The following is an 18,963-nucleotide window of genomic DNA, read 5'->3' on the forward strand; positions in this document are numbered from 1 at the left end:
CCATGCATCGCAGAACCCTCGTGAAATCCGCCGCCGCCCTCGGGCTGGCCGGTGGCCTCGGCAGTGTCGCTTTCAACGCCTTCGCGGCCGGCAAGATCAAGCCCGGCGCCAAGGCGGCGCTGATCGTGGTCGACGTGCAGAACTGTTTTCTCGACGGCGGCACGCTCGCGGTGAAGGGCGGCAACGAAGTCATCCCGGTGATCAACGCGCTGGCTCCAGCGTTCGAGAACATCGTCGTCACGCAGGACTGGCACACGGCGGGCCATGCGTCTTTCGCCAGCACCTACAGCGGCAAGAAGCCCTTCGAGACCACCAAGCTCAGCTACGGCACGCAGGTGCTGTGGCCAGACCACTGCGTGCAGGGCACCGACGACGCCGCGCTCGGCAAGGACCTGAAGGTGCCTACCGCGCAGCTCATCATCCGCAAGGGCTTCCACAAGGAGATGGACAGCTACTCGGCCTTCGAGGAAGCCGACCACAAGACGGCCACGGGCCTGGCCGGCTACCTCAAGGCGCGCGGCATCAAGACCGTGTTCGTCACAGGCCTTGCCACCGACTTCTGCGTGGCCTGGACCGCGATGGACGCGCGCAAGGCCGGCTTCGAGGCCTACGTGATCGAGGACGCCACGCGCGGCATCGACCTCAACGGTTCGCTGGCCGCCGCGTGGAAGCAGATGACGGCCAAGGGTGTCAAGCGCATCCAGTCGGCCGACATCCAGACCGCCTGAGCGCATTGCCGCAAGAGTCGGAAAGAGCAACAAGAACACGAGACCCACGACGCATGAAGCCCTCGATCTCTAGGCGTGCCATGGTGGCGGGCGGTGCCGCCCTGGCCCTCGGCCCCGGCCTGCTGCGGTCGGCACGCGCGGACAACGGCACGAACGGTGTGAGCGACACCACCATCCGCATCGGTCAGTCGGCCGTGTTCAGCGGGCCGGCGAAAGACTTCGGCATCGACTACCGCGCTGGCATCAAGCTCTACTTCGACCGCGTCAACAAGTCGGGCGGCGTGAACGGCCGCAAGATCGAGCTGGTCACTTACGACGACGCCTACGACCCCGCGAAGACGGCCGTCAACACCGCGAAGCTGATCGACGAGGACAAGGTCTTCGCGCTCACCGGCTACGTGGCCACCGGCAATCTCGCGGCCGCGATGCCGCTCGCCGAGAAGGCCGGCGTGCCGATGTTCGCGCCGCTGGTGGGCACCACCTCGTTCCGCACAAAGGTCAACCGCTACCTGTTCCACGTGCGCGCGGGCTACGACCTGGAACTACGCAAGATCATCAGCCACCTCTCGACCATCGGCATCCAGTCGATCGCGGTGGTCTACCAGGACAGCGCCTTCGGCAAGTCGAACCTCGCCACCTGCGAGGAGCTCGCGGCTGACTACAAGGTGAAGGTGCTCAAGACCTTCCCGCTGGCCATCGCGGCCGAGGACGCCAAGCAGGTCGTCTCCGGCCTCGCGGAGGCCAAGCCGGGCGCGGTCGTGATGATCATGGCCGGGCGCATGGTGGAAGTGTTCATGCGCGACTACCGCGCCAGCGCCGTGGGCTCGCCGCTGTACACGCTGTCGGTCGGCATCACCGATGCCGCGGGCTCGGCCAAGCGGCTCGACGGCAAGCTCGCGGGGCTGGTCACGGCCAGCATCGTGCCGCCGCCGCAGGCGCAGCGCGTGCCCATCGTGGCCGACTACCAGCGCGACCGCGCCGAGTTCGGCGAGAAGATCGACAGCTACACCGCGCTCGAAGGCTACATCGTCGCGCGCGTGATGGTGGAAGGCCTGCGCCGGGCGGGCAAGACACTCACGCGCGACAGCTTCATCGCGGGGCTCGAGAGCATCGGCAGCACGCGCTTCGGCGACTTCCCCATCGAGTACAGCGCGAAGAACCACAACGGCTCGAACTTCGTCGACCTGGAGATGTACACCCGTGACGGCCAGTTGCGGCGCTGAGCCGCTGCACCTGCTGGTCAACGGCCAGGCGAAGTCGATCGAGGGCGTGCCGCGCGAGGCGACGCTGCTGCACCTGCTGCGCAACGACCTCGGGCTGAATGGCCCCAAGTACGGCTGCGGGCTGGGCCAGTGCGGCGCCTGCACCGTGCATGTCGACGGCGTGGCCGCGCGTTCGTGCGTGATTCCCGCGCGCGGCGTGGCGGGGCGGGCCATCACCACGCTCGAAGGGCTGGGCTCGCGCGGGGAGTGGCACCCGGTGCAGGCCGCCTTCGAGGAAGCACAGGCCGCGCAGTGCGGCTATTGCCTCAACGGCATGGTGATGCAGGCGGCGGCCCTGCTCGCGCGCGACCCGCTGGCGAGCGAGGCGCGCATCCGTAGCGAGCTCTCGGGCAACCTGTGCCGCTGCGGCACGCACATCGAGATCCTGGACGCGGTGCAGCGCGCGGCGGTGCGCATGCGCGCGCATCAGGCCGCATGACGCGCCGCGCCGATCTTCCCCGCACGCGCGCCGAGTTCCTGTCGGCCGAGGGCGTGCTGCTGGTGGTGCGCGAGACGCCGCCGGCCCCGGCGCCCGCCAAGGGCCAGCCCGCGTTCGTGGCCGGCAACCCGGTCGAGGGCGACGAAGTCCTGCTCGCCGTTTGGGACGACGGCAGCGCCTCGGCGCTCAACGGCCACGTCGACCTCGGCACCGGCATACAGACCGCGCTGGGGCAGATCGTGGCCGAGGAGCTCGACCTCGGCATGCCCTGCGTGCGCGTGATGCTCGGCGACACGGCGCGCGCGCCCAACCAGGGCGCGACCATCGCCAGCGCGTCGATCCAGATCCATTCGCAGCCGTTGCGGCTTGCGGCGGCGCAAGCGCGTGCCTGGCTGTTGGCGCGCGCGGCCGAACGGCTCGGCGTGGCCGCGGATGCGCTGCAGATGCGCAACGGCGTGGTGCGCGTCGCCGAGGCGCCGGACCGCCACATCGCATATGCCGAGCTGGTCGCCGGGCAGCGCACCGTGCTGCGCCTCGACCCGCAGGCCAAGCCCAAGGACCCGGCCGACTATCGCGTGGTCGGCACGCGGCAGGCGCGCGTCGACATCCCGGCCAAGCTGGCGGGCGAACTCGTGTTCGTGCACGACATGCGCGTGCCCGGCATGCTGCACGGCCGCGTGGTGCGTCCGCCGTATGCGGGCGCGGACCATGGCGATTTCATCGGCAACACGCTGGAGTCGGTCGACGAGTCGTCGATCTCGCACATCCCCGGCATTCGCGCCGTGGTGGTCATCCGCGACTTCGTCGGCATCGTGGCCGAGCGCGAGGAGCACGCCGAGCAGGCCCTGCGCGAGCTGCGCGTGAAGTGGAAGCCGTGGCCCGGCATGCCCGACCTGGGCGACCTCGCCCAGGCCCTGCGCGACAACCCCTCGACGCAGCGACTGCTGGTCGACGAAGGCGATGTCGACGGAGCCATCGCATCGGCTGCGCAGCCCATGCACCGCACCTACGTGTGGCCGTACCAGATGCATGCGTCCATCGGGCCCTCGTGCGCGCTGGCCGAATGGCAGCCGGTGGACGGCAGCGGCATGCAGCTGCGCTGCTGGGCCGGCTCGCAGAACCCGCACGTGCTGCGCGCCGACCTCGCGAAGCTCATGGGCGTGGAGGACGTGCAGGTCGATGTGGTCCGCATGGAGGCCGCGGGCTGTTACGGCCGCAACGGGGCCGACGACGTGGCCGCCGATGCGGCGCTGCTTGCGCGCGCGGTGGGTGCGCCGGTGCGCGTGCAGCTCACGCGTGAGCAGGAACACGCGTGGGAGCCCAAGGGCGCCGCGCAGCTCATGGAGATCGACGGCGGCCTCATGGCCGACGGCAGCGTCGCCGCTTACGACTTCGAGACCTCGTACCCGTCGAATGGCGCGCCCACGCTCGCGCTGCTGCTCACGCGCACCATCGAGCCGGTGGCGCAGGCCTTCGAGATGGGCGACCGCACCGCGCGTCCGCCCTACAGCTACGACAACCTGCGCGTGAAGGTCAACGACATGGCGCCGATCGTGCGCGCCTCGTGGCTGCGCGGCGTGTCGGCGCTGCCGAGCTCGTTCGCGCACGAGTCGTACATCGACGAGCTGGCCACGGCCGCGGGCGTCGATCCGGTGCAGTTCAGGCTGCGGCACCTGCAGGACCCGCGTGCCGTCGAACTCGTGCAGGCCACCGCGCAGAAGGCCGGCTGGCGCATGCGCACGGGGCCGCAGGAGAACGCCGACGGCGGGCTCGGCGAAGGCGGCGACATCCTCTTCGGCCAGGGCTTCGCCTACGCGCGCTACATCCACAGCAAGTGGCCGGGCTTCGGCGCGGCATGGGCCGCGTGGGTGGCCGACGTGGAGGTCAATCGCAAGACCGGCGAGGTGCACGTGCGCCGCGTGGTGGTGGGGCATGACGCGGGCCTGATGATCAACCCGGCGGGCGTCGAGCATCAGGTGCACGGCAATGTGATCCAGACCACGAGCCGGGCGCTGAAGGAGCGGGTGCAGTTCGCGCCTCGACAACAGCAGCAGCAACAGGAAGGCACGGCGACCGGCGCTCGGCTCCCGGGCGTGCTGCCTTCCGGCGTGGTCGCGAGCCGCGAGTGGGGCAGCTACCCGATCATCAACTTCCGCGAAGTGCCGGTGATCGAGGTGATGCACATGCCGCGCCCCGGCGAGCCTTCGCTGGGCGCGGGCGAGTCGTCGTCGGTGCCGGGCACGGCGGCGATCGCGAATGCGATCTTCGATGCGACCGGCGTGCGGTTCCGCTCGCCGCCTTTCACGCCGGAAACGGTGCTGGCGGAGCTGAACCGCGGATCGCTTCCTCCGCCCCCGGGCGAGGGCGCGAGGCACGCGAACGGTGATGCAGCAGCGCCCCAGCCTCAGGCTCCTCGTGCGGCTGAAGGCGTCGATGCCGTGTGGCCGCGCCGAAAGGGCCTCTGGGCTACCGGCGCAGCGCTGGTCGTCGGAGGCATCGGCGTCATCGCAGGCCTGCTCGGCTGGCGTTCCGCCATCGCGCCCGTGTCGCTCACCGCGCCGGTCTACAGCCAGGCCACCATCGAGCGCGGCCGGGTGCTCGCCGCGGTCGGCGACTGCGCCGTGTGCCATACGGCCGCCGGCGGTACGGCCAATGCGGGAGGCCGTGCGATGGACACGCCCTTCGGCACGCTCTACACCACCAATCTCACGCCCGACCCGGAGACGGGCCTCGGCCGCTGGTCCTTCAGCGCCTTCCAGCGCGCGATGCGCGAGGGCATCTCGCGCGATGGCCACTACCTGTATCCCGCATTCCCCTACACCGCCTTCGCGAAGACCAGCGACGACGACCTGCAGGCGCTGTACGCGTACTTCATGTCGCTGCCTGCCGTGCGCGCGGAGACGCCGAAGTCCGAACTCAAGTTCCCGTTCAGCATCCGGCCGCTGATGGCCGGATGGAATGCGCTCTTCCATGATCCGGCGCCGATGCAGCCCGTGGCCACGCAGAGCGCGGAGTGGAATCGCGGCGCGTACCTCGTCAACGGACTGGGCCACTGCGGTGCCTGCCACACGCCGCGCAACGCGCTGGGTGCGGAGCAGGGCGGCAGTGCCTTCCTCTCGGGCGCGATGGTCGACGGCTGGGAAGCTCCGGCGCTCACGCAGCTGTCGTCGAAGTCGGCGGTGCCATGGGACGCCGACGAGCTCTACCGCTATCTGCGCAACGGCCACACGCAACGCCACGGCATCGCCGGAGGGCCGATGGCCGAGGTGGTGCGCGAACTCGCGCAGGTGCCCGATGAAGACATCCGCGCGATGGCCACTTATCTCGGCTCGTTCAATCCCGCACCTGCCGCGCAGCCAGCAGTCGTTGCGCAGCAGGTGGTCGACAACGCCGCGCGCACGCAGGGGCAGTTGCTCGGCCCCGCACAGCGCATGTTCGACAGCGCATGCGCTTCGTGCCATCACGACGGCAACGGCCCCACGCTGCTCGGCGTGAACACGCCGCTCGCGCTCAACAGCAATCTCACCAGCGCGCGGCCCGACAACCTGCTGCGCACCATCCTCGACGGCGTGCGCGAACCCGCGAGCCGCGACATCGGCTTCATGCCCGGCTTCCGCGAGGTGCTCGACGACAGGCAGATCGCCGAACTCGCCGGCTACATGCGCGCGCGCTTCGCGCCGCAGGAGCCGGCGTGGACCAACCTGCCCGCCGAGGTGGCGCGCGTGCGCGCAACGCCGGGGCACTGAACCCGGAAGGAAAAGAGCAGGCCGCGCCGTCTCCCGTGTGCGCCGCTACGATGCGACGTAGCGCACACCCATCCACGGAGACACCACGCCATGCCGCTCGATCTTTCCATCTCTTCCAGCCTGCCCCGCGACGCAGAACGCGCCACCCTTGTCGGACGCCTCTGGCAGCCCGGTGTCGGCCCCGTGCTGGTGGCCGTTCACGAAGGTGGCCTGCACGATCTGTCGAGGCTCGCACCGACCATGAGCGATCTGCTCGAAGGCAAGGAAGCGCCTGCACAGGCCGTTCGCCGCGCGTTGCAGGGTGCACCGCGCATCGCGGCGCTCGATGAAGTCCTTGCCAACAGCGACGAGACCGCGCGCGACACCGGCAAGCCCTGGCTGCTCGCTCCATGCGACCTGCAGGCCGTCAAGGCCAGCGGGGTCACATTTGTTGCGAGCCTGCTCGAACGCGTGATCGAGGAACAGGCGCGCGGCGATGCGTCGAAGGCGGAAGCCACGCGCGCGGCCATCGGCAGCGTGCTCGGCGACAACCTCGCGGACATCGTGCCTGGATCGCCCGAGGCAATGAAGGTCAAGGAAGTGTTGATTGCGCAGGGCGCCTGGTCGCAATACCTCGAAGTCGGCATCGGCCCCGATGCCGAGATCTTCACCAAGGCACCGGTGCTCTCCGCCGTGGGCACGGGCGCGGACGTGGGCATCCATTCGGGCTCCGTGTGGAACAACCCCGAACCCGAGGTCGTGCTCGCCGTGAACAGCCGCGGCGAAACCCTCGGCGCCGCGCTGGGCAACGACGTCAACCTGCGCGACTTCGAAGGCCGCAGCGCGCTGCTGCTGGGCAAGGCGAAGGACAACAACGCCTCCTGCGCGATCGGCCCTTTCATACGCTTGTTCGATGAGCACTTCGGCATCGCGGACGTGCGCCGCATCACCGTTGCGCTGGAAGTGACGGGGCCGGAAGGCTTCGTGCTTGAGGGATCGAGCTCGCTATCGAAGATCAGCCGCGATCCGCTCGATCTGGTTTCGCAAACCATAGGAATAAATCACGCTTATCCCGATGGCTTCATGTTGTTTCTGGGAACGATGTTCGCTCCGACACAAGACCGTCACGGGCCTGGGCAAGGATTCACCCACGTCGTGGGTGACCGAGTGCGCATTGCCGCACCGGAACTCGGCGCACTGGTCAATCGCGTGGTGTACGCGGACAAGGCGCCGATGTGGACTTTTGGTATCAGTGCGTTGATGCGCAATTTGGCTGCGCGCGGATTGCTGTGATCAGCATGTAGTCGTTCCGTTTGAGTTTCAAAAGGAGCTGTACTCCTTAGTGATTCATTCGCGTTCCGTAGCAATTTGTTGCTGTTGACCGCGCCACTTGTTCCCCTCAAGATTAGTGCTATCAAGTAACGGTTGAACGAGGGAGCAGAGGTTGGCGCAAAGCGAGATCGATCTATTGCAGGTGCCTGTAGAGGGCCCGCTGCCTTGCGGTGAAGACCTGGAATACGACCCCGATTTCATGGCGTTGCATCAGGCTACGGCGGGCAAGCGCGAGCAGCAATTCGGCTCGACGATCATTCCCGCCGAGCCGCCCGATTGGGCTCGCGTCGAGCGCATCGCGAAGCAGTTGTGCATGCGCACGCGCGACCTGCGAGTGCTGGTGCCGCTCACGCTGGCATGGACCGAGAACCGTGGCTTGCCAGGCTATGTCGAAGGACTGCAACTCGTCGACGTGGTGCTGCAGAAATTCTGGAACGACGTGCATCCGCGCGTCGTCGATGGCGACTTCGAAGACCCGCTGCCGCGCATGAATGCGCTCGCAGCGCTGGCCGAAGCCGAGGGACTCGGACGCAGCGTGCGCGATGCACGGCTGGTCGACGACGGCGGCGCATCGATGAGCCTGCGACAGGTCGAGGCCTTGCTCGATTCGAGCAAGACCGACCATCAGATCGATTACCCGGGCGGCATCGGCCGGCTGAAGGACACGGTGCGGCGCGCACAGGAAAAGGCGGCGCCTCCAGTAGTGGCGTTGCGCGCGGCACTCGACTTGCTGCAGCGCATCCGCGAGACCTGCGAACGCGCGCTCGGCCAGAGCTGGGCGCCCGACTTCTCGCGGCTCGAGCGCTCGCTGCGAACCGTGGCCCAGCTGCTGCCGGAGCAGGTACAGGCGGAAGAGGCAGTACCCGGTGAGGCCCACCCGGGAGACGGCGCGCAAGGGATCGACGTCGCCGCAGCGGTTGCGAACGGTGCGGCTTCGGGGGCAGCAAGGGCCGCAAATGGCGGTGCGGGCCTACGTCCGGTGCTCATTAAGGATATTGAAATATCGAGCCGTGAAGATGTGCAGGTGTTGCTCGAAAAGGCTTGCCAGTTCATGGAACGAACGGAGCCCAGCCATCCGGCACCCATGCTCATCCGCAGGGCGCAGCGGCTGCTGGACCTGAACTTCTTCCAGATCATCGAAGAACTCGTGCCCGAGGGTTTGCAGAAGATAGAAAGTCTTGCAGGACGGCCGTTGAACGGCGGAAGCCAGGCCGAATAACACGAACGACAACGCGCACGCAGGCTGACGGGTTCGCACCCGCACGCATTACAGATTCAAGAGGAAGCTTATGGCAGACAACCGTGTCAGAAACAGTGGTCAGAAGTTCATTGCGCGCAACCGCGCGCCGCGCGTGCAGATCGAGTACGACGTGGAGATCTACGGCAGCGAGCGCAAGATCCAGCTGCCCTTCGTGATGGGCGTCATCGCCGATCTCGCGGGCAAGCAGGTTGATCCGATGCCCGACATCGCCGAGCGCGAGTTCATGGCGGTGGACATCGACAACTTCGACGACCGCATGAAGTCCATCAAGCCGCGCGTCGCCTTCCAGGTGCCCAACACGCTCACCGGCGAAGGCCAGATGAACGTCGACATCACCTTCGACAGCATGGACGACTTCTCGCCCGCACGCATCGCCCGCCAGGTCGGCGCGCTGCAGCAGCTGCTCGAGGCGCGCACCGAGCTGGCGAACCTGCTTTCGTACATGGACGGCAAGAACGGCGCGGAACAGCTGATCGCCCAGGCCCTGCAGAACCCCGGGCTCCTGAAGTCGCTGGCATCGGCGCCCAACCCGGCCGTTGCCAAGGCGGTGGAAGCCGCGAACGAAAAGGCCGGCAATCCCGGCACCTCTTCCGAGTAAGCGCGAGCAGCAGCAAGGACCGCCACCATCATGAGCACCGCCCCCAAACAGACCACCGCGCGCGCGCCGGCTTCCGTCGAGACGCTGGAGCCGAACGAGTTCTCGAACCTGCTGCAGCGCGAGTTCAAGCCCAAGACCGACCAGGCCCGCGAGGCGGTGGAGAACGCCGTCAAGACGCTGGCCGTGCAGGCGCTTGAAAGCACCGTCACAGTCTCCAACGACGCCTACCGCACGGTGCAGGCCATCATCACCGAGATCGACCGCAAGCTCTCCGAGCAGATCAACCAGATCCTGCACCACGAGGACTTCCAGCAGCTCGAAGGCGCATGGCGCGGCCTGCACTATCTCGTGAACAACACCGAGACCGACGAGCAGCTCAAGATCCGCGTGATGTGCGCATCGAAGCGCGAGATCGCGCGCTCGCTCAAGCGCCACAAGGGCATCGGCTGGGACCAGAGCCCGCTGTTCAAGAAGATCTACGAAGCCGAGTACGGCCAGTTCGGCGGCGAGCCCTTCGGCGCGCTGATCGGCGACTTCCACTTCGACCACAGCCCGCCCGACGTCGAGATGCTCGGCGAGATGGCCAAGATCGCCGCGGCCGCGCACTGTCCCTTCATTGCGGGCGCGTCGCCCACGGTGATGCAGATGGACTCGTGGCAGGAGCTCTCCAACCCGCGCGACCTGACCAAGATCTTCCAGAACACCGAGCACACCGCATGGCGCTCGCTGCGCGACTCGGAAGACGCGCGCTACATCGGCCTGGCCATGCCGCGCTTCCTGGCGCGCCTGCCCTACGGCGCCCGCACCAACCCGGTCGACGAATTCGAGTTCGAGGAAGAAACCGACTCGGCGGCGCACAACCGCTACACCTGGGCCAACTCGGCCTATGCGATGGGCGTGAACATCAACCGCTCGTTCAAGCAGTACGGCTGGTGCACCTCCATCCGCGGCGTCGAATCGGGTGGCGCGGTCGAGAACCTGCCCACGCACACCTTCCCGACCGACGACGGCGGCGTCGACATGAAGTGCCCGACCGAGATCGCCATCAGCGACCGTCGCGAGGCCGAGCTCGCCAAGAACGGCTTCATGCCGCTGGTGCACCGCAAGAACTCCGACTTCGCGGCCTTCATCGGTGCGCAGTCGCTGCAGCTGCCGGCCGAGTACTACGATGCCGACGCCACGGCCAACGCGAACCTCGCGGCGCGCCTGCCGTATCTCTTCGCCTGCTGCCGCTTCGCGCACTACCTGAAGTGCATCGTGCGGGACAAGATCGGTTCGTTCCGCGAGCGCGAGGACATGGAGCGCTGGCTCAACGACTGGATCATGAACTACGTCGACGGCAGCCCCGGCACCTCGTCGCAGGACACGAAGGCAATGAAGCCGCTGGCGGCGGCGGAAGTCCAGGTGGAAGCCATCGAGGACAACCCCGGCTACTACGCCGCCAAGTTTTTTCTCCGGCCGCACTATCAGCTCGAAGGGCTGACGGTGTCGTTGCGGCTGGTTTCGAAGCTGCCATCCAACAAGAAGGACAGCAGCTAATCCAACGGCGTCCCGGAATCGGGCGCAAATAACTCTGGGGGTTTCAATCATGGCAGTAGACATGTTCATGCGCGTTGAAGGCGCGAACGGCGAATCGAAGGACTCGAACCACAAGGAGTGGACGGACATCAAGTCGTTTGCGTGGGGAGCAACGCAGCCTGGAAACATGGTCAGCGGCGGTGGCGGTGGCGTTGGCAAGGCCAGCTTCAACGACCTGCAGGTGCTCGCGCGCATCGACAAGGCGGCACCGTCGGTGCTGAAGAACTGCGCAAGCGGCAAGCACCTGAGCAAGGTGGAAGTGTCGGTGTGCAAGGCCGGTGGCTCGCAGATCGAATACACCCGCGTCACGCTCGAAGAAGTGCTGGTGACCTCGGTGCAGTACACGGCCGAGCAGGGCTCGGATGCGGTGTTCGTTCAGTACGCATTCCAGGCCGCGAAGGTGAAGCAGCAGTACTGGGAGCAGACCGACAAGGGCGGCAAGGGCGCCGAGACGGTTCTGGCCTGGAACATCAAGGAAAACAAGGAAGCCTGATCCTTTTTCCCGATGCGCGGCCGGCCCACGGGCCGGCCGTGATTTTTTTCCCGACGGCCTCCACGGCCGTCCTTCGCACACAGGCCTTCGCGCCGTGTGCCAGCCAGTCAGCGAGGAAGCTTCATGGGCGATGGGTTTGCAGTACTGGGCGAGCGCTCGGTGGCGGAGCACACCGAATGGGTACAGCGGCAGATTCGCGCCAATCCCCAGAATGCCAGCCTGCGTCTTGCGCTGTGCCATTTCTTTGCACTGCGCGGCGATTGGCAGCGGGCCGAGGACCAGCTCAAGCTGGCCACCAAGCTCGATCCCACTTTCACGCCTGCCAGCGTCACCTGTTCGATGGCGCTCGCGGGCGAGCGTCATCGCAGCGACTTCTGGTCGGGCGGGCGCGCACCGGCCATCGTCGGCGGCAACGCTGAATGGGTCGAACAGCTGATCGCCGCGGCGGCCCTGCCGGCCGACCGTGCCGATGAAGCCGCCGCCCTGCGCGAGACCGCGCGGCAGACCGCACCCGCATTGCACGGCGCCATCACCAGCGTCGACCGCTCCGACTCGCGCGCTGCGCAGGCGCTCGACGGCGAGCCGGTGGAGCGCAGCAGCTTCGAATGGCTGTGCGACGGCGACGTGCGCATCGGCGCGGTCTTCGAGCTGCTCACGCCCTCGGGCTATGCATGGCTGCCCCTGCCCGAGGTGCGCCGCATCAAGTTCTCGCGTCCGCAGCACCTGGTCGACCTGCTGTGGGCGCCCACCGAGTTCGAGCTGCACGACGGCCGCGCACTCAACGGCCTGGTGCCCGTGCGCTACCCCGGCCAGCTCGAAGGTCTCGACGACGAAACCACGCTGGGCCGCCGCACCGACTGGCTGCCGCTGTCCGGCGAAGACCAGTACGCGGGCCTGGGCCAGCGCACGCTGATCAGCGAGGCCGGCGACCATTCGCTGCTCGACCTGCGGCTCATCGAGTTCTCGCGCGAGGGCGCAGCTGGATGAGCGCCGTGCAGGCCCTTTCCAGACAAGCTCGTACCGCAGCGCGAAGCGCGGAGATTTCCGAATGAGCAGCATGATGGACACCGACGGCGACCAGCAGGAAAGCGTCGCGCGCGACCGCCTGCAGCCGGTGCTGCTCGACCGCCTCACCGACAAGGCGCCGCAGACCCGGCAGGAGCGCGCGGGCGCCTTCCTCATGAGCGGCAGGCTGCTGCGCGACTCGGTGCTGCGTGACCTGCAATGGCTGCTCAACACCACCAACTTCGGTACCGAGCACGACATCAACACCATGCCGCGCGCGCGCCGCTCGGTGCTGAACTTCGGCGTGCGCGGCTGGGCCGGCGGGCGCATGTCGGAGGTCGACTTCGCTGACGTCGAGGCGGCCATCCGCGCGGCCATCATCGACTTCGAGCCGCGCATCATGAAGGACAGCATCGACGTGCGCTGCGTGACCGACGCCACCGACCTCGAACACCACAACCTGCTCGCGCTGGAGATCCGCGGCACGCTGTGGTCGGTGCCGTACCCCATCGAGTTCATCCTGCGCTCCGAGCTCGACCTCGAGAGCGGCCACATGGTCCTTCGGCCCACCGGAGGCCTCTGATGGACGCACGGCTGCTTGACTATTACAACCGCGAGCTCACGTACATGCACGAGCTCGGGGCCGAGTTCGCGCAGCGCTACCCGAAGATCGCGGGCCGCCTCGGCATGCGCGGCATCGAGGTCAGCGATCCGTACGTGGAGCGCCTGCTCGAAGGCTTCAGCTTCCTCACCGCGCGCATCCAGCTCAAGATGGATGCCGAGTTCCCGCGCTTCTCGCAGCGGCTGCTCGAGGTGGTGTACCCCAACTTCCTCGCTCCGCTGCCCGCCATGGCCGTGGTGCAGATCGACGGCAACCTCAACGAAGGCTCGCTGAAGGCCGGCTACGAACTGCCGCGCCACACCATCCTGCGCGGCCGCATGATCAAGGGCGAGCAGACGGCCTGCGAGTTCCGCACGGGCCATGCCGTCACGCTGTGGCCCATCCGCATCGCCGAGGCCGGCATCGGCCCGGTGCCGGCCGAGATCGCGCATGCGATGCCCATGGTCGCGCGGCAGGCAAAAAGCGCCATCACCATCAAGCTGGAGGCGGTTGGCGGTGCGCGCTTTGCCGACATGCCGCTCGACCGGCTCGAATTCTTCCTCTCGGGAGCCGAGCTGCACGCGCTGCGCGTGCTCGAGCTCGCCACGCACCACAGCATCGGCGTCGTGTGCCGCAGCGGGCCGGGAACCACGGCGCGCATCGTGCCGCTGGGCGACGAGGCCATCAGGCACGAAGGCTTCGAGCCCGACCAGGCGCTGCTGCCCTACGACGCACGCTCGTTCCAGGGCTACCGCCTGCTGCACGAGTACTTCGCGTTCCCCGACCGCTACCTGTTCTTCAGCGTGAACAAGCTGCGTGCGGCGGCTGCGGCCATGGGCGGCACCACGATGGAGATCGTGATCCTGCTCGACCGTGCCGACGCCGACCTCGAGCGGCTGGTCGACGCCAAGCATTTCTCGCTGTTCTGCACGCCAATCATCAACCTCGTGCCGCGCCGCAGCGACCGCATTCCGGTCGGACCGGGCCAGCACGAGCACCACGCGGTGATCGACCGCACGCGGCCGCGCGACTTCGAGATCTTCACCGTCGAGCGCGTCACGGGCCATATGGCCAACGGCTCGGAGGAGCGCGAGTTCCGACCCTTCCTCGGCTCCTTCGCGGCCGACGACGGCGACTTCGGCGCGTATTTCTCGCTGCGTCGCGAGCCGCGCCTGGTGTCGGACCGCGCGCGCGCCCAGGGCACGCGCACCAGCTACACCGGCAGCGAGGTCTACGTGTCGCTGGTCGACCAGCACGACGCGCCGTTCCCGCACACCCTGCGGCACATCACGCTCGATGCGCTGTGCACCAACCGCGACCTGCCGCTGCTGCTGCCGACCGGGCTCGAATCGGACTTCACGCTGCGGGTGTCCGCGCCCGTTCGCTCCATCCGCATCCTGCGCGGACCCTCGCGGCCTTATCCGGCTCTGGCCGAAGGCGCGCTCACGTGGCGCCTCATCAGCCATCTCGGACTCAACTACCTGAGCCTCACCGACGTCGACCCGACGCAGGGCGCCGCCGCTTTGCGCGAAATGCTTGACCTTTACGGCAATCTCGCCGATCCGTCGGTGCGCCGCCAGATTCAGGGCGTGCGCTCGATGGCGCTGGCGCCGGTGTTCCGCCGCCTGCCAGAGCCCGGCCCGATCGTGTTCGGCCGCGGCGTGGAGATCGCGCTGAAGATCGACGAGGTCGCGTTCTCGGGCGCGAGCCCGTATCTCTTCGGCGCGGTGCTGGAGCAGTTCTTCAGCCGGCACGTGTCGCTCAATGCCTTCACCGAGTTCGCGCTGTCCAGCCTTCAGCGCGGCGAGATCGCGCGGTGGACGCCGCGCGTGGGACGCCGCCCCGCCGTATGAGCGAAACCGGCTTCACCGACGCAGTGCAGCGCCAGCAGCAGGCCGATGCCGCTGAAGGCGCAGTGCTGGACGCGGCCGAGGCGCTCGTTCACGAAACCGCGCTGCCGGCGGAACCAGTCGCGCAGGCGCCCGCGCGCGGCATCCCGCAGGCCGACCCCGTGCTCTGGGCCAAACTCGTCGAGCAGCCCTTCGAGCACGACCTGTTCATGCTGCTGCGCCGGCTCGACGCGCAGGCCAACCATCCGCTGCTGGGTCGCGCGCCGCGCCCGCTCGACGAGCCGCTGCGGCTGGGGCAGGAGCCCTCGATGGCCTTCGCGCCATCGAACGTGTCGGGCGTCGATGTGGACAGCGACGGCCCGCCGCGCATCTCGATCTACGGCTTCGGCCTGTTCGGCCCCAACGGCCCGCTGCCGCTGCACCTGACGGAGTACGCGCGCGAACGCAAGCGGCATCACGCCGACAACACCATCAGCGCGTTCGCCGACCTGTTCCATCACCGGCTGATCCTGCTGTTCTACCGGGCCTGGGCCGATGCGCAGTCGGTCAACAGCCTGGACCGCACCGACGGCCACCGCTTCGTCGACTACGTCGCCAGCCTCATGAACATGGGGCAGCCCGGCCTCAAGGAGCGCGACCGCATCGCCGACCATGCGCGCACCTTCATGGCGGGCCATCTCGTGCGCCAGACGCGCAACCCCGAGGGCCTGATCCAGATCCTCAGGCTCTACTTCGACGTGCCGGTGCACGTCGAGGAGTTCGTGAGCGACTGGGTGATGATCGACGAGCGCCAGGTCAGTCGCATCGGCCTGCTGGGGCGCAACCACCGGCTCGGCGGCGGCGCCACCATCGGCCTGGCCGTGCGCGACGCGCAGAGCAAGTTCCGCCTGGAACTCGGTCCGCTCTCGCAGGAGGAATACCGCGAGTTCCTGCCCGGCAGCAAGCGGCTGCAACAGGTGGTCGACTGGGTGCGCCAGTACGTCGGCATCGAGTTCGCGTGGGAGCTGCGGCTCGTGCTCAAGAAAGAGGACGCGCACGGCATGCGGCTCAACAGCAACCAGCGACTCGGCTGGGGCAGTTGGCTGGGCACGCGCATGTCCGACACCGACGCCGGCGACATGCTGTTCCAGCCCGAAGCATTGTTTTCCCGTTCCGCATCGGCGGCTCCTACCGATGCATCCCTTACCCGATCTTCCGCGAAATCGCGCGAGATGCCCACGATATGACTGCATCACGGTCTTTTCGGGAGACACCGTGGAACCGGCTTTGCCGGGCCACCGGTGTTGCCCCCTGCAAGGGGGTTGGCGTAGCGACACGAAGTGCGCGAAGACTGGGGGTTAGCTCCAACTTATGACCGACATTCGCCGCGTCTCTCTGTTCTCCAAGCTCAATCCGATGCTCTACAAGGCATTGGAGACCGCCACCGCCTTCGCCAAGCTGCGCGGCAATGCCTACGTCGAGCTGGTGCACTGGCTGCACCAGATCCTGCAGCTGCAGGACAGCGACATGCTGCGCATCATCAAGCGCGCGGGGCTCAACCTCGATGCCGTCGAGCAGGACCTGGTGCGCGCGCTCGACCGCCTGCCGCACGGCGCCACTTCGATCAGCGACATCTCCGAGCACGTCGACAACGCCGTCGAACGCGCGTGGGTCTATGCGAGCCTGCGCTTCGAGGCCACCTCGATCCGCGGCGCCTACCTGCTCGCGGGCATCATCAAGACGCCGGGGCTGCGGCAGGTGCTCTCGGGCATCTCGCGCGAGTTCGACAAGATCGTGCCCGACGTGCTGGTGGCGCAGCTGGCCTCGTGGACCGAAGGCTCGCCCGAAGACGACTTCGATGCCGCTGCGTCCGGCCCGGCCGGCGGCGCGCCCGCCGCGGTGCACCACCAGGGCGACGGCCCCGCTGCCGGCGGCTCCGCACTGGCCAAGTACGCGAGCGACCTCACCGCCAAGGCGCGCGCGGGCGAACTCGACCCGGTCTACGGCCGCGACGACGAGATCCGCCAGATCATCGACATCCTCATGCGCCGGCGCCAGAACAATCCGCTGCTGACCGGCGAGGCCGGCGTTGGCAAGACGGCGGTGGTCGAAGGCCTGGCGTCGCGCCTTGCGTCAGGCGAGGTGCCGCCTTCGCTGAAGGACGTGTCGCTGTGGGTGCTCGACCCGACGCTGCTGCAGGCCGGTGCGGGCGTGAAGGGCGAGTTCGAACAGCGGCTGCGCCAGGTGATCGACGAAGTCGAGAAGAGCCCCAAGCCCATCGTGCTTTTCGTCGACGAAGTGCATACGCTGGTGGGCGCGGGCGGCCAGGCCGGTACCGGCGACGCGGCCAACCTGCTCAAGCCTGCGCTCGCGCGCGGGCGGCTGCGCACCATCGGCGCGACCACCTGGTCGGAGTACAAGAAGTACATCGAGAAAGATCCGGCCCTCACGCGGCGCTTCCAGACCATCCAGGTGCACGAGCCCACCGAGCCCAAGGCGGTGCTGATGCTGCGCGGCATCTCGGCCGAACTGGAGAAGCACCACGGCGTGCTCATCCTCGACGCCGCGCTCGAAGCGGCCGTGAGCCTGTCGCACCGCTACATTCCCGCGCGCCAGTTGCCCGACAAGGCAGTGAGCCTGCTCGACACGGCGTGCGCGCGCGTCGCGCTGAGCCAGCATGCGCTGCCAGCCGCCATCGAGGACCTGCAGCGCCGCATCGAGGTGCTCGGCATCGAGTCGGGCATCGCGGGGCGCGAGGCCGCCATCGGCGTGGGCGAGCACCAGCGCGTGGAAGACATCGCGGCCCAGGTCGCGCAGGCGAAGGCCGAACTCGAAGTGTTGGAGAAGCGGCGCGTGGAAGAAAGCACGCTGGTCGAGCGCATCGTCGCGCTGCGCAAGCAGCTCTCGCCGGCGGCCGTACCGCAGACGCAGGCCGAGGCATCGGATACCGACGATGTCGAAGCAGCGAACGTCGACGTGGACCCCGACACGCCACCCGCCGAACCTCAGCGCACGCCCGACGAGATCCGAGCCGAGCTCAACGAGGCGCAGGACAAGCTCTCGCAGCTGCAAGGCGAATCGCCGCTCATCCTCGCTGCCGTCGACGCGCAGGCCGTTGCCACCGTGGTGGCCGACTGGACCGGCATCCCCATCGGCCGCATGGTGCGCGACGACGCGCAGTCGGTACTCAAGCTCGGCGAGATCCTTTCGGCCCGCGTGGTCGCGCAGCCCGATGCGCTGGAGACCATCTCGCGCCGCATCCGCACCGCGCGTGCACGGCTGGACAACCCCAACAAGCCCGTCGGCGTGTTCCTGCTGTGCGGCCCCTCGGGCGTGGGCAAGACCGAGACGGCGCTGGCGCTTTCCGAGGCGTTGTACGGCGGCGAGCAGAACCTCGTCACCATCAACATGAGCGAGTTCCAGGAGTCGCACACCGTCTCCACGCTGAAGGGCGCGCCGCCCGGCTACGTGGGCTATGGCGAAGGCGGCGTGCTCACCGAGGCCGTGCGCCGCAGGCCGTACAGCGTGGTGCTGCTCGACGAGATCGAGAAGGCGCACACCGACGTGCACGAGATCTTCTTCCAGGTCTTCGACAAGGGCTGGATGGAAGACGGCGAAGGCCGACACATCGACTTCCGCAACACAGTGATCATCATGACCTCCAACGTCGGCACCGACCTGGTCATGCAGCTGTGCGAAGACCCGACCCTGCGCCCCGACCCCGAGCCGCTGGCGGCCGCGCTGCGCGAGCCGCTGCTCAAGGTGTTCGCGCCCGCGCTGCTCGGCCGCCTCGTTGTAGTGCCTTATTACCCGTTGCACGCCGAGGCATTGCACCGCATCATCCGCCTCCAGCTCGATCGCATCGCGACGCGCCTGCAGGCGAACCACGGCATCGCACTGGCCTACGACGACAGCGCCGTCGAACTCGTCGCACGCCGCTGCACCGCCATCGAATCGGGCGGCCGGATGATCGACGCGATCCTCACGCACACGATCCTTCCGCGACTGAGCGAGGAAGTCATCGGCGCCACCGTCAGTGCGCGCAAGCTGAGCGGCGTGCAGCTGAGCGCTGCGGGAGACGACTTCCGCTACGAGTTTTCCGAAGCCTAAGA

14 protein-coding genes are annotated in these 18,963 nt (G+C 67.9%); all 14 read left to right on the forward strand.

Annotated features, from left to right (window positions below):
• Positions 1-2: 2 nt before the first annotated feature.
• The 14 genes from pncA to tssH all read left to right on the forward strand — a co-directional run bounded on the left by pncA (position 3) and on the right by tssH (position 18,961).
• A complete protein-coding gene (gene pncA, locus BMY35_RS30575; protein WP_093206765.1) occupies positions 3-728 on the forward strand; it encodes a bifunctional nicotinamidase/pyrazinamidase in 726 nt (241 codons plus the stop codon).
• Positions 729-781: 53 nt separating this feature from the next.
• Entirely contained in the window at positions 782-1,951 is a 1,170-nt protein-coding gene (locus tag BMY35_RS30580; protein WP_256230053.1) for an ABC transporter substrate-binding protein, read from the forward strand.
• A complete protein-coding gene (locus BMY35_RS30585; RefSeq protein ID WP_093206767.1) occupies positions 1,929-2,429 on the forward strand; it encodes a (2Fe-2S)-binding protein in 501 nt (166 codons plus the stop codon). Before BMY35_RS30580 ends, BMY35_RS30585 begins: the two co-directional genes overlap by 23 nt.
• The gene (locus BMY35_RS30590; protein ID WP_093206768.1) at positions 2,426-6,175 is read left to right on the forward strand and encodes a molybdopterin cofactor-binding domain-containing protein; all 3,750 of its coding nucleotides are present in this window, start codon (positions 2,426-2,428) and stop codon (positions 6,173-6,175) included. Before BMY35_RS30585 ends, BMY35_RS30590 begins: the two co-directional genes overlap by 4 nt.
• A gap of 90 nt (positions 6,176-6,265) precedes the next feature.
• On the forward strand, positions 6,266-7,447 hold the full coding sequence (locus BMY35_RS30595; RefSeq protein ID WP_093206769.1) for a fumarylacetoacetate hydrolase family protein: 1,182 nt from the start codon (positions 6,266-6,268) through the stop codon (positions 7,445-7,447).
• Between the two features lie 151 nt (positions 7,448-7,598).
• Complete coding sequence (gene tssA, locus BMY35_RS30600) at positions 7,599-8,705, forward strand: type VI secretion system protein TssA (protein ID WP_093206770.1); 1,107 nt, start codon at positions 7,599-7,601, stop codon at positions 8,703-8,705.
• A 70-nt stretch (positions 8,706-8,775) separates the two neighbouring features.
• The gene (tssB, locus tag BMY35_RS30605) at positions 8,776-9,345 is read left to right on the forward strand and encodes a type VI secretion system contractile sheath small subunit (protein ID WP_093206771.1); all 570 of its coding nucleotides are present in this window, start codon (positions 8,776-8,778) and stop codon (positions 9,343-9,345) included.
• A 30-nt stretch (positions 9,346-9,375) separates the two neighbouring features.
• Positions 9,376-10,884: a type VI secretion system contractile sheath large subunit gene (tssC, locus tag BMY35_RS30610; protein ID WP_093206772.1), complete on the forward strand. Its 1,509-nt coding sequence runs from the start codon at positions 9,376-9,378 to the stop codon at positions 10,882-10,884.
• Between the two features lie 49 nt (positions 10,885-10,933).
• On the forward strand, positions 10,934-11,416 hold the full coding sequence (locus tag BMY35_RS30615; RefSeq protein ID WP_019658414.1) for an Hcp family type VI secretion system effector: 483 nt from the start codon (positions 10,934-10,936) through the stop codon (positions 11,414-11,416).
• Positions 11,417-11,539: 123 nt separating this feature from the next.
• Complete coding sequence (locus BMY35_RS30620; protein ID WP_093206773.1) at positions 11,540-12,403, forward strand: type VI secretion system accessory protein TagJ; 864 nt, start codon at positions 11,540-11,542, stop codon at positions 12,401-12,403.
• 73 nt (positions 12,404-12,476) lie between these two features.
• Positions 12,477-13,004 (forward strand): type VI secretion system baseplate subunit TssE, encoded by a 528-nt coding sequence (gene tssE, locus BMY35_RS30625; RefSeq protein WP_093206963.1) that lies wholly within the window; start codon positions 12,477-12,479, stop codon positions 13,002-13,004.
• Positions 13,004-14,875 (forward strand): type VI secretion system baseplate subunit TssF, encoded by a 1,872-nt coding sequence (gene tssF, locus BMY35_RS30630; RefSeq protein WP_093206774.1) that lies wholly within the window; start codon positions 13,004-13,006, stop codon positions 14,873-14,875. The genes tssE and tssF overlap by 1 nt, the downstream gene beginning before the upstream one ends.
• Complete coding sequence (gene tssG, locus BMY35_RS30635) at positions 14,872-16,098, forward strand: type VI secretion system baseplate subunit TssG (RefSeq protein WP_093206775.1); 1,227 nt, start codon at positions 14,872-14,874, stop codon at positions 16,096-16,098. The genes tssF and tssG overlap by 4 nt, the downstream gene beginning before the upstream one ends.
• 124 nt (positions 16,099-16,222) lie before the next feature.
• Positions 16,223-18,961 (forward strand): type VI secretion system ATPase TssH, encoded by a 2,739-nt coding sequence (gene tssH, locus BMY35_RS30640; RefSeq protein ID WP_093206776.1) that lies wholly within the window; start codon positions 16,223-16,225, stop codon positions 18,959-18,961.
• The last annotated feature ends 2 nt before the right edge of the window (positions 18,962-18,963 follow it).

It is taken from the genome of Variovorax sp. YR750 (assembly GCF_900109805.1).
GTDB classification, from domain to species: domain Bacteria; phylum Pseudomonadota; class Gammaproteobacteria; order Burkholderiales; family Burkholderiaceae_C; genus Variovorax; species Variovorax gossypii.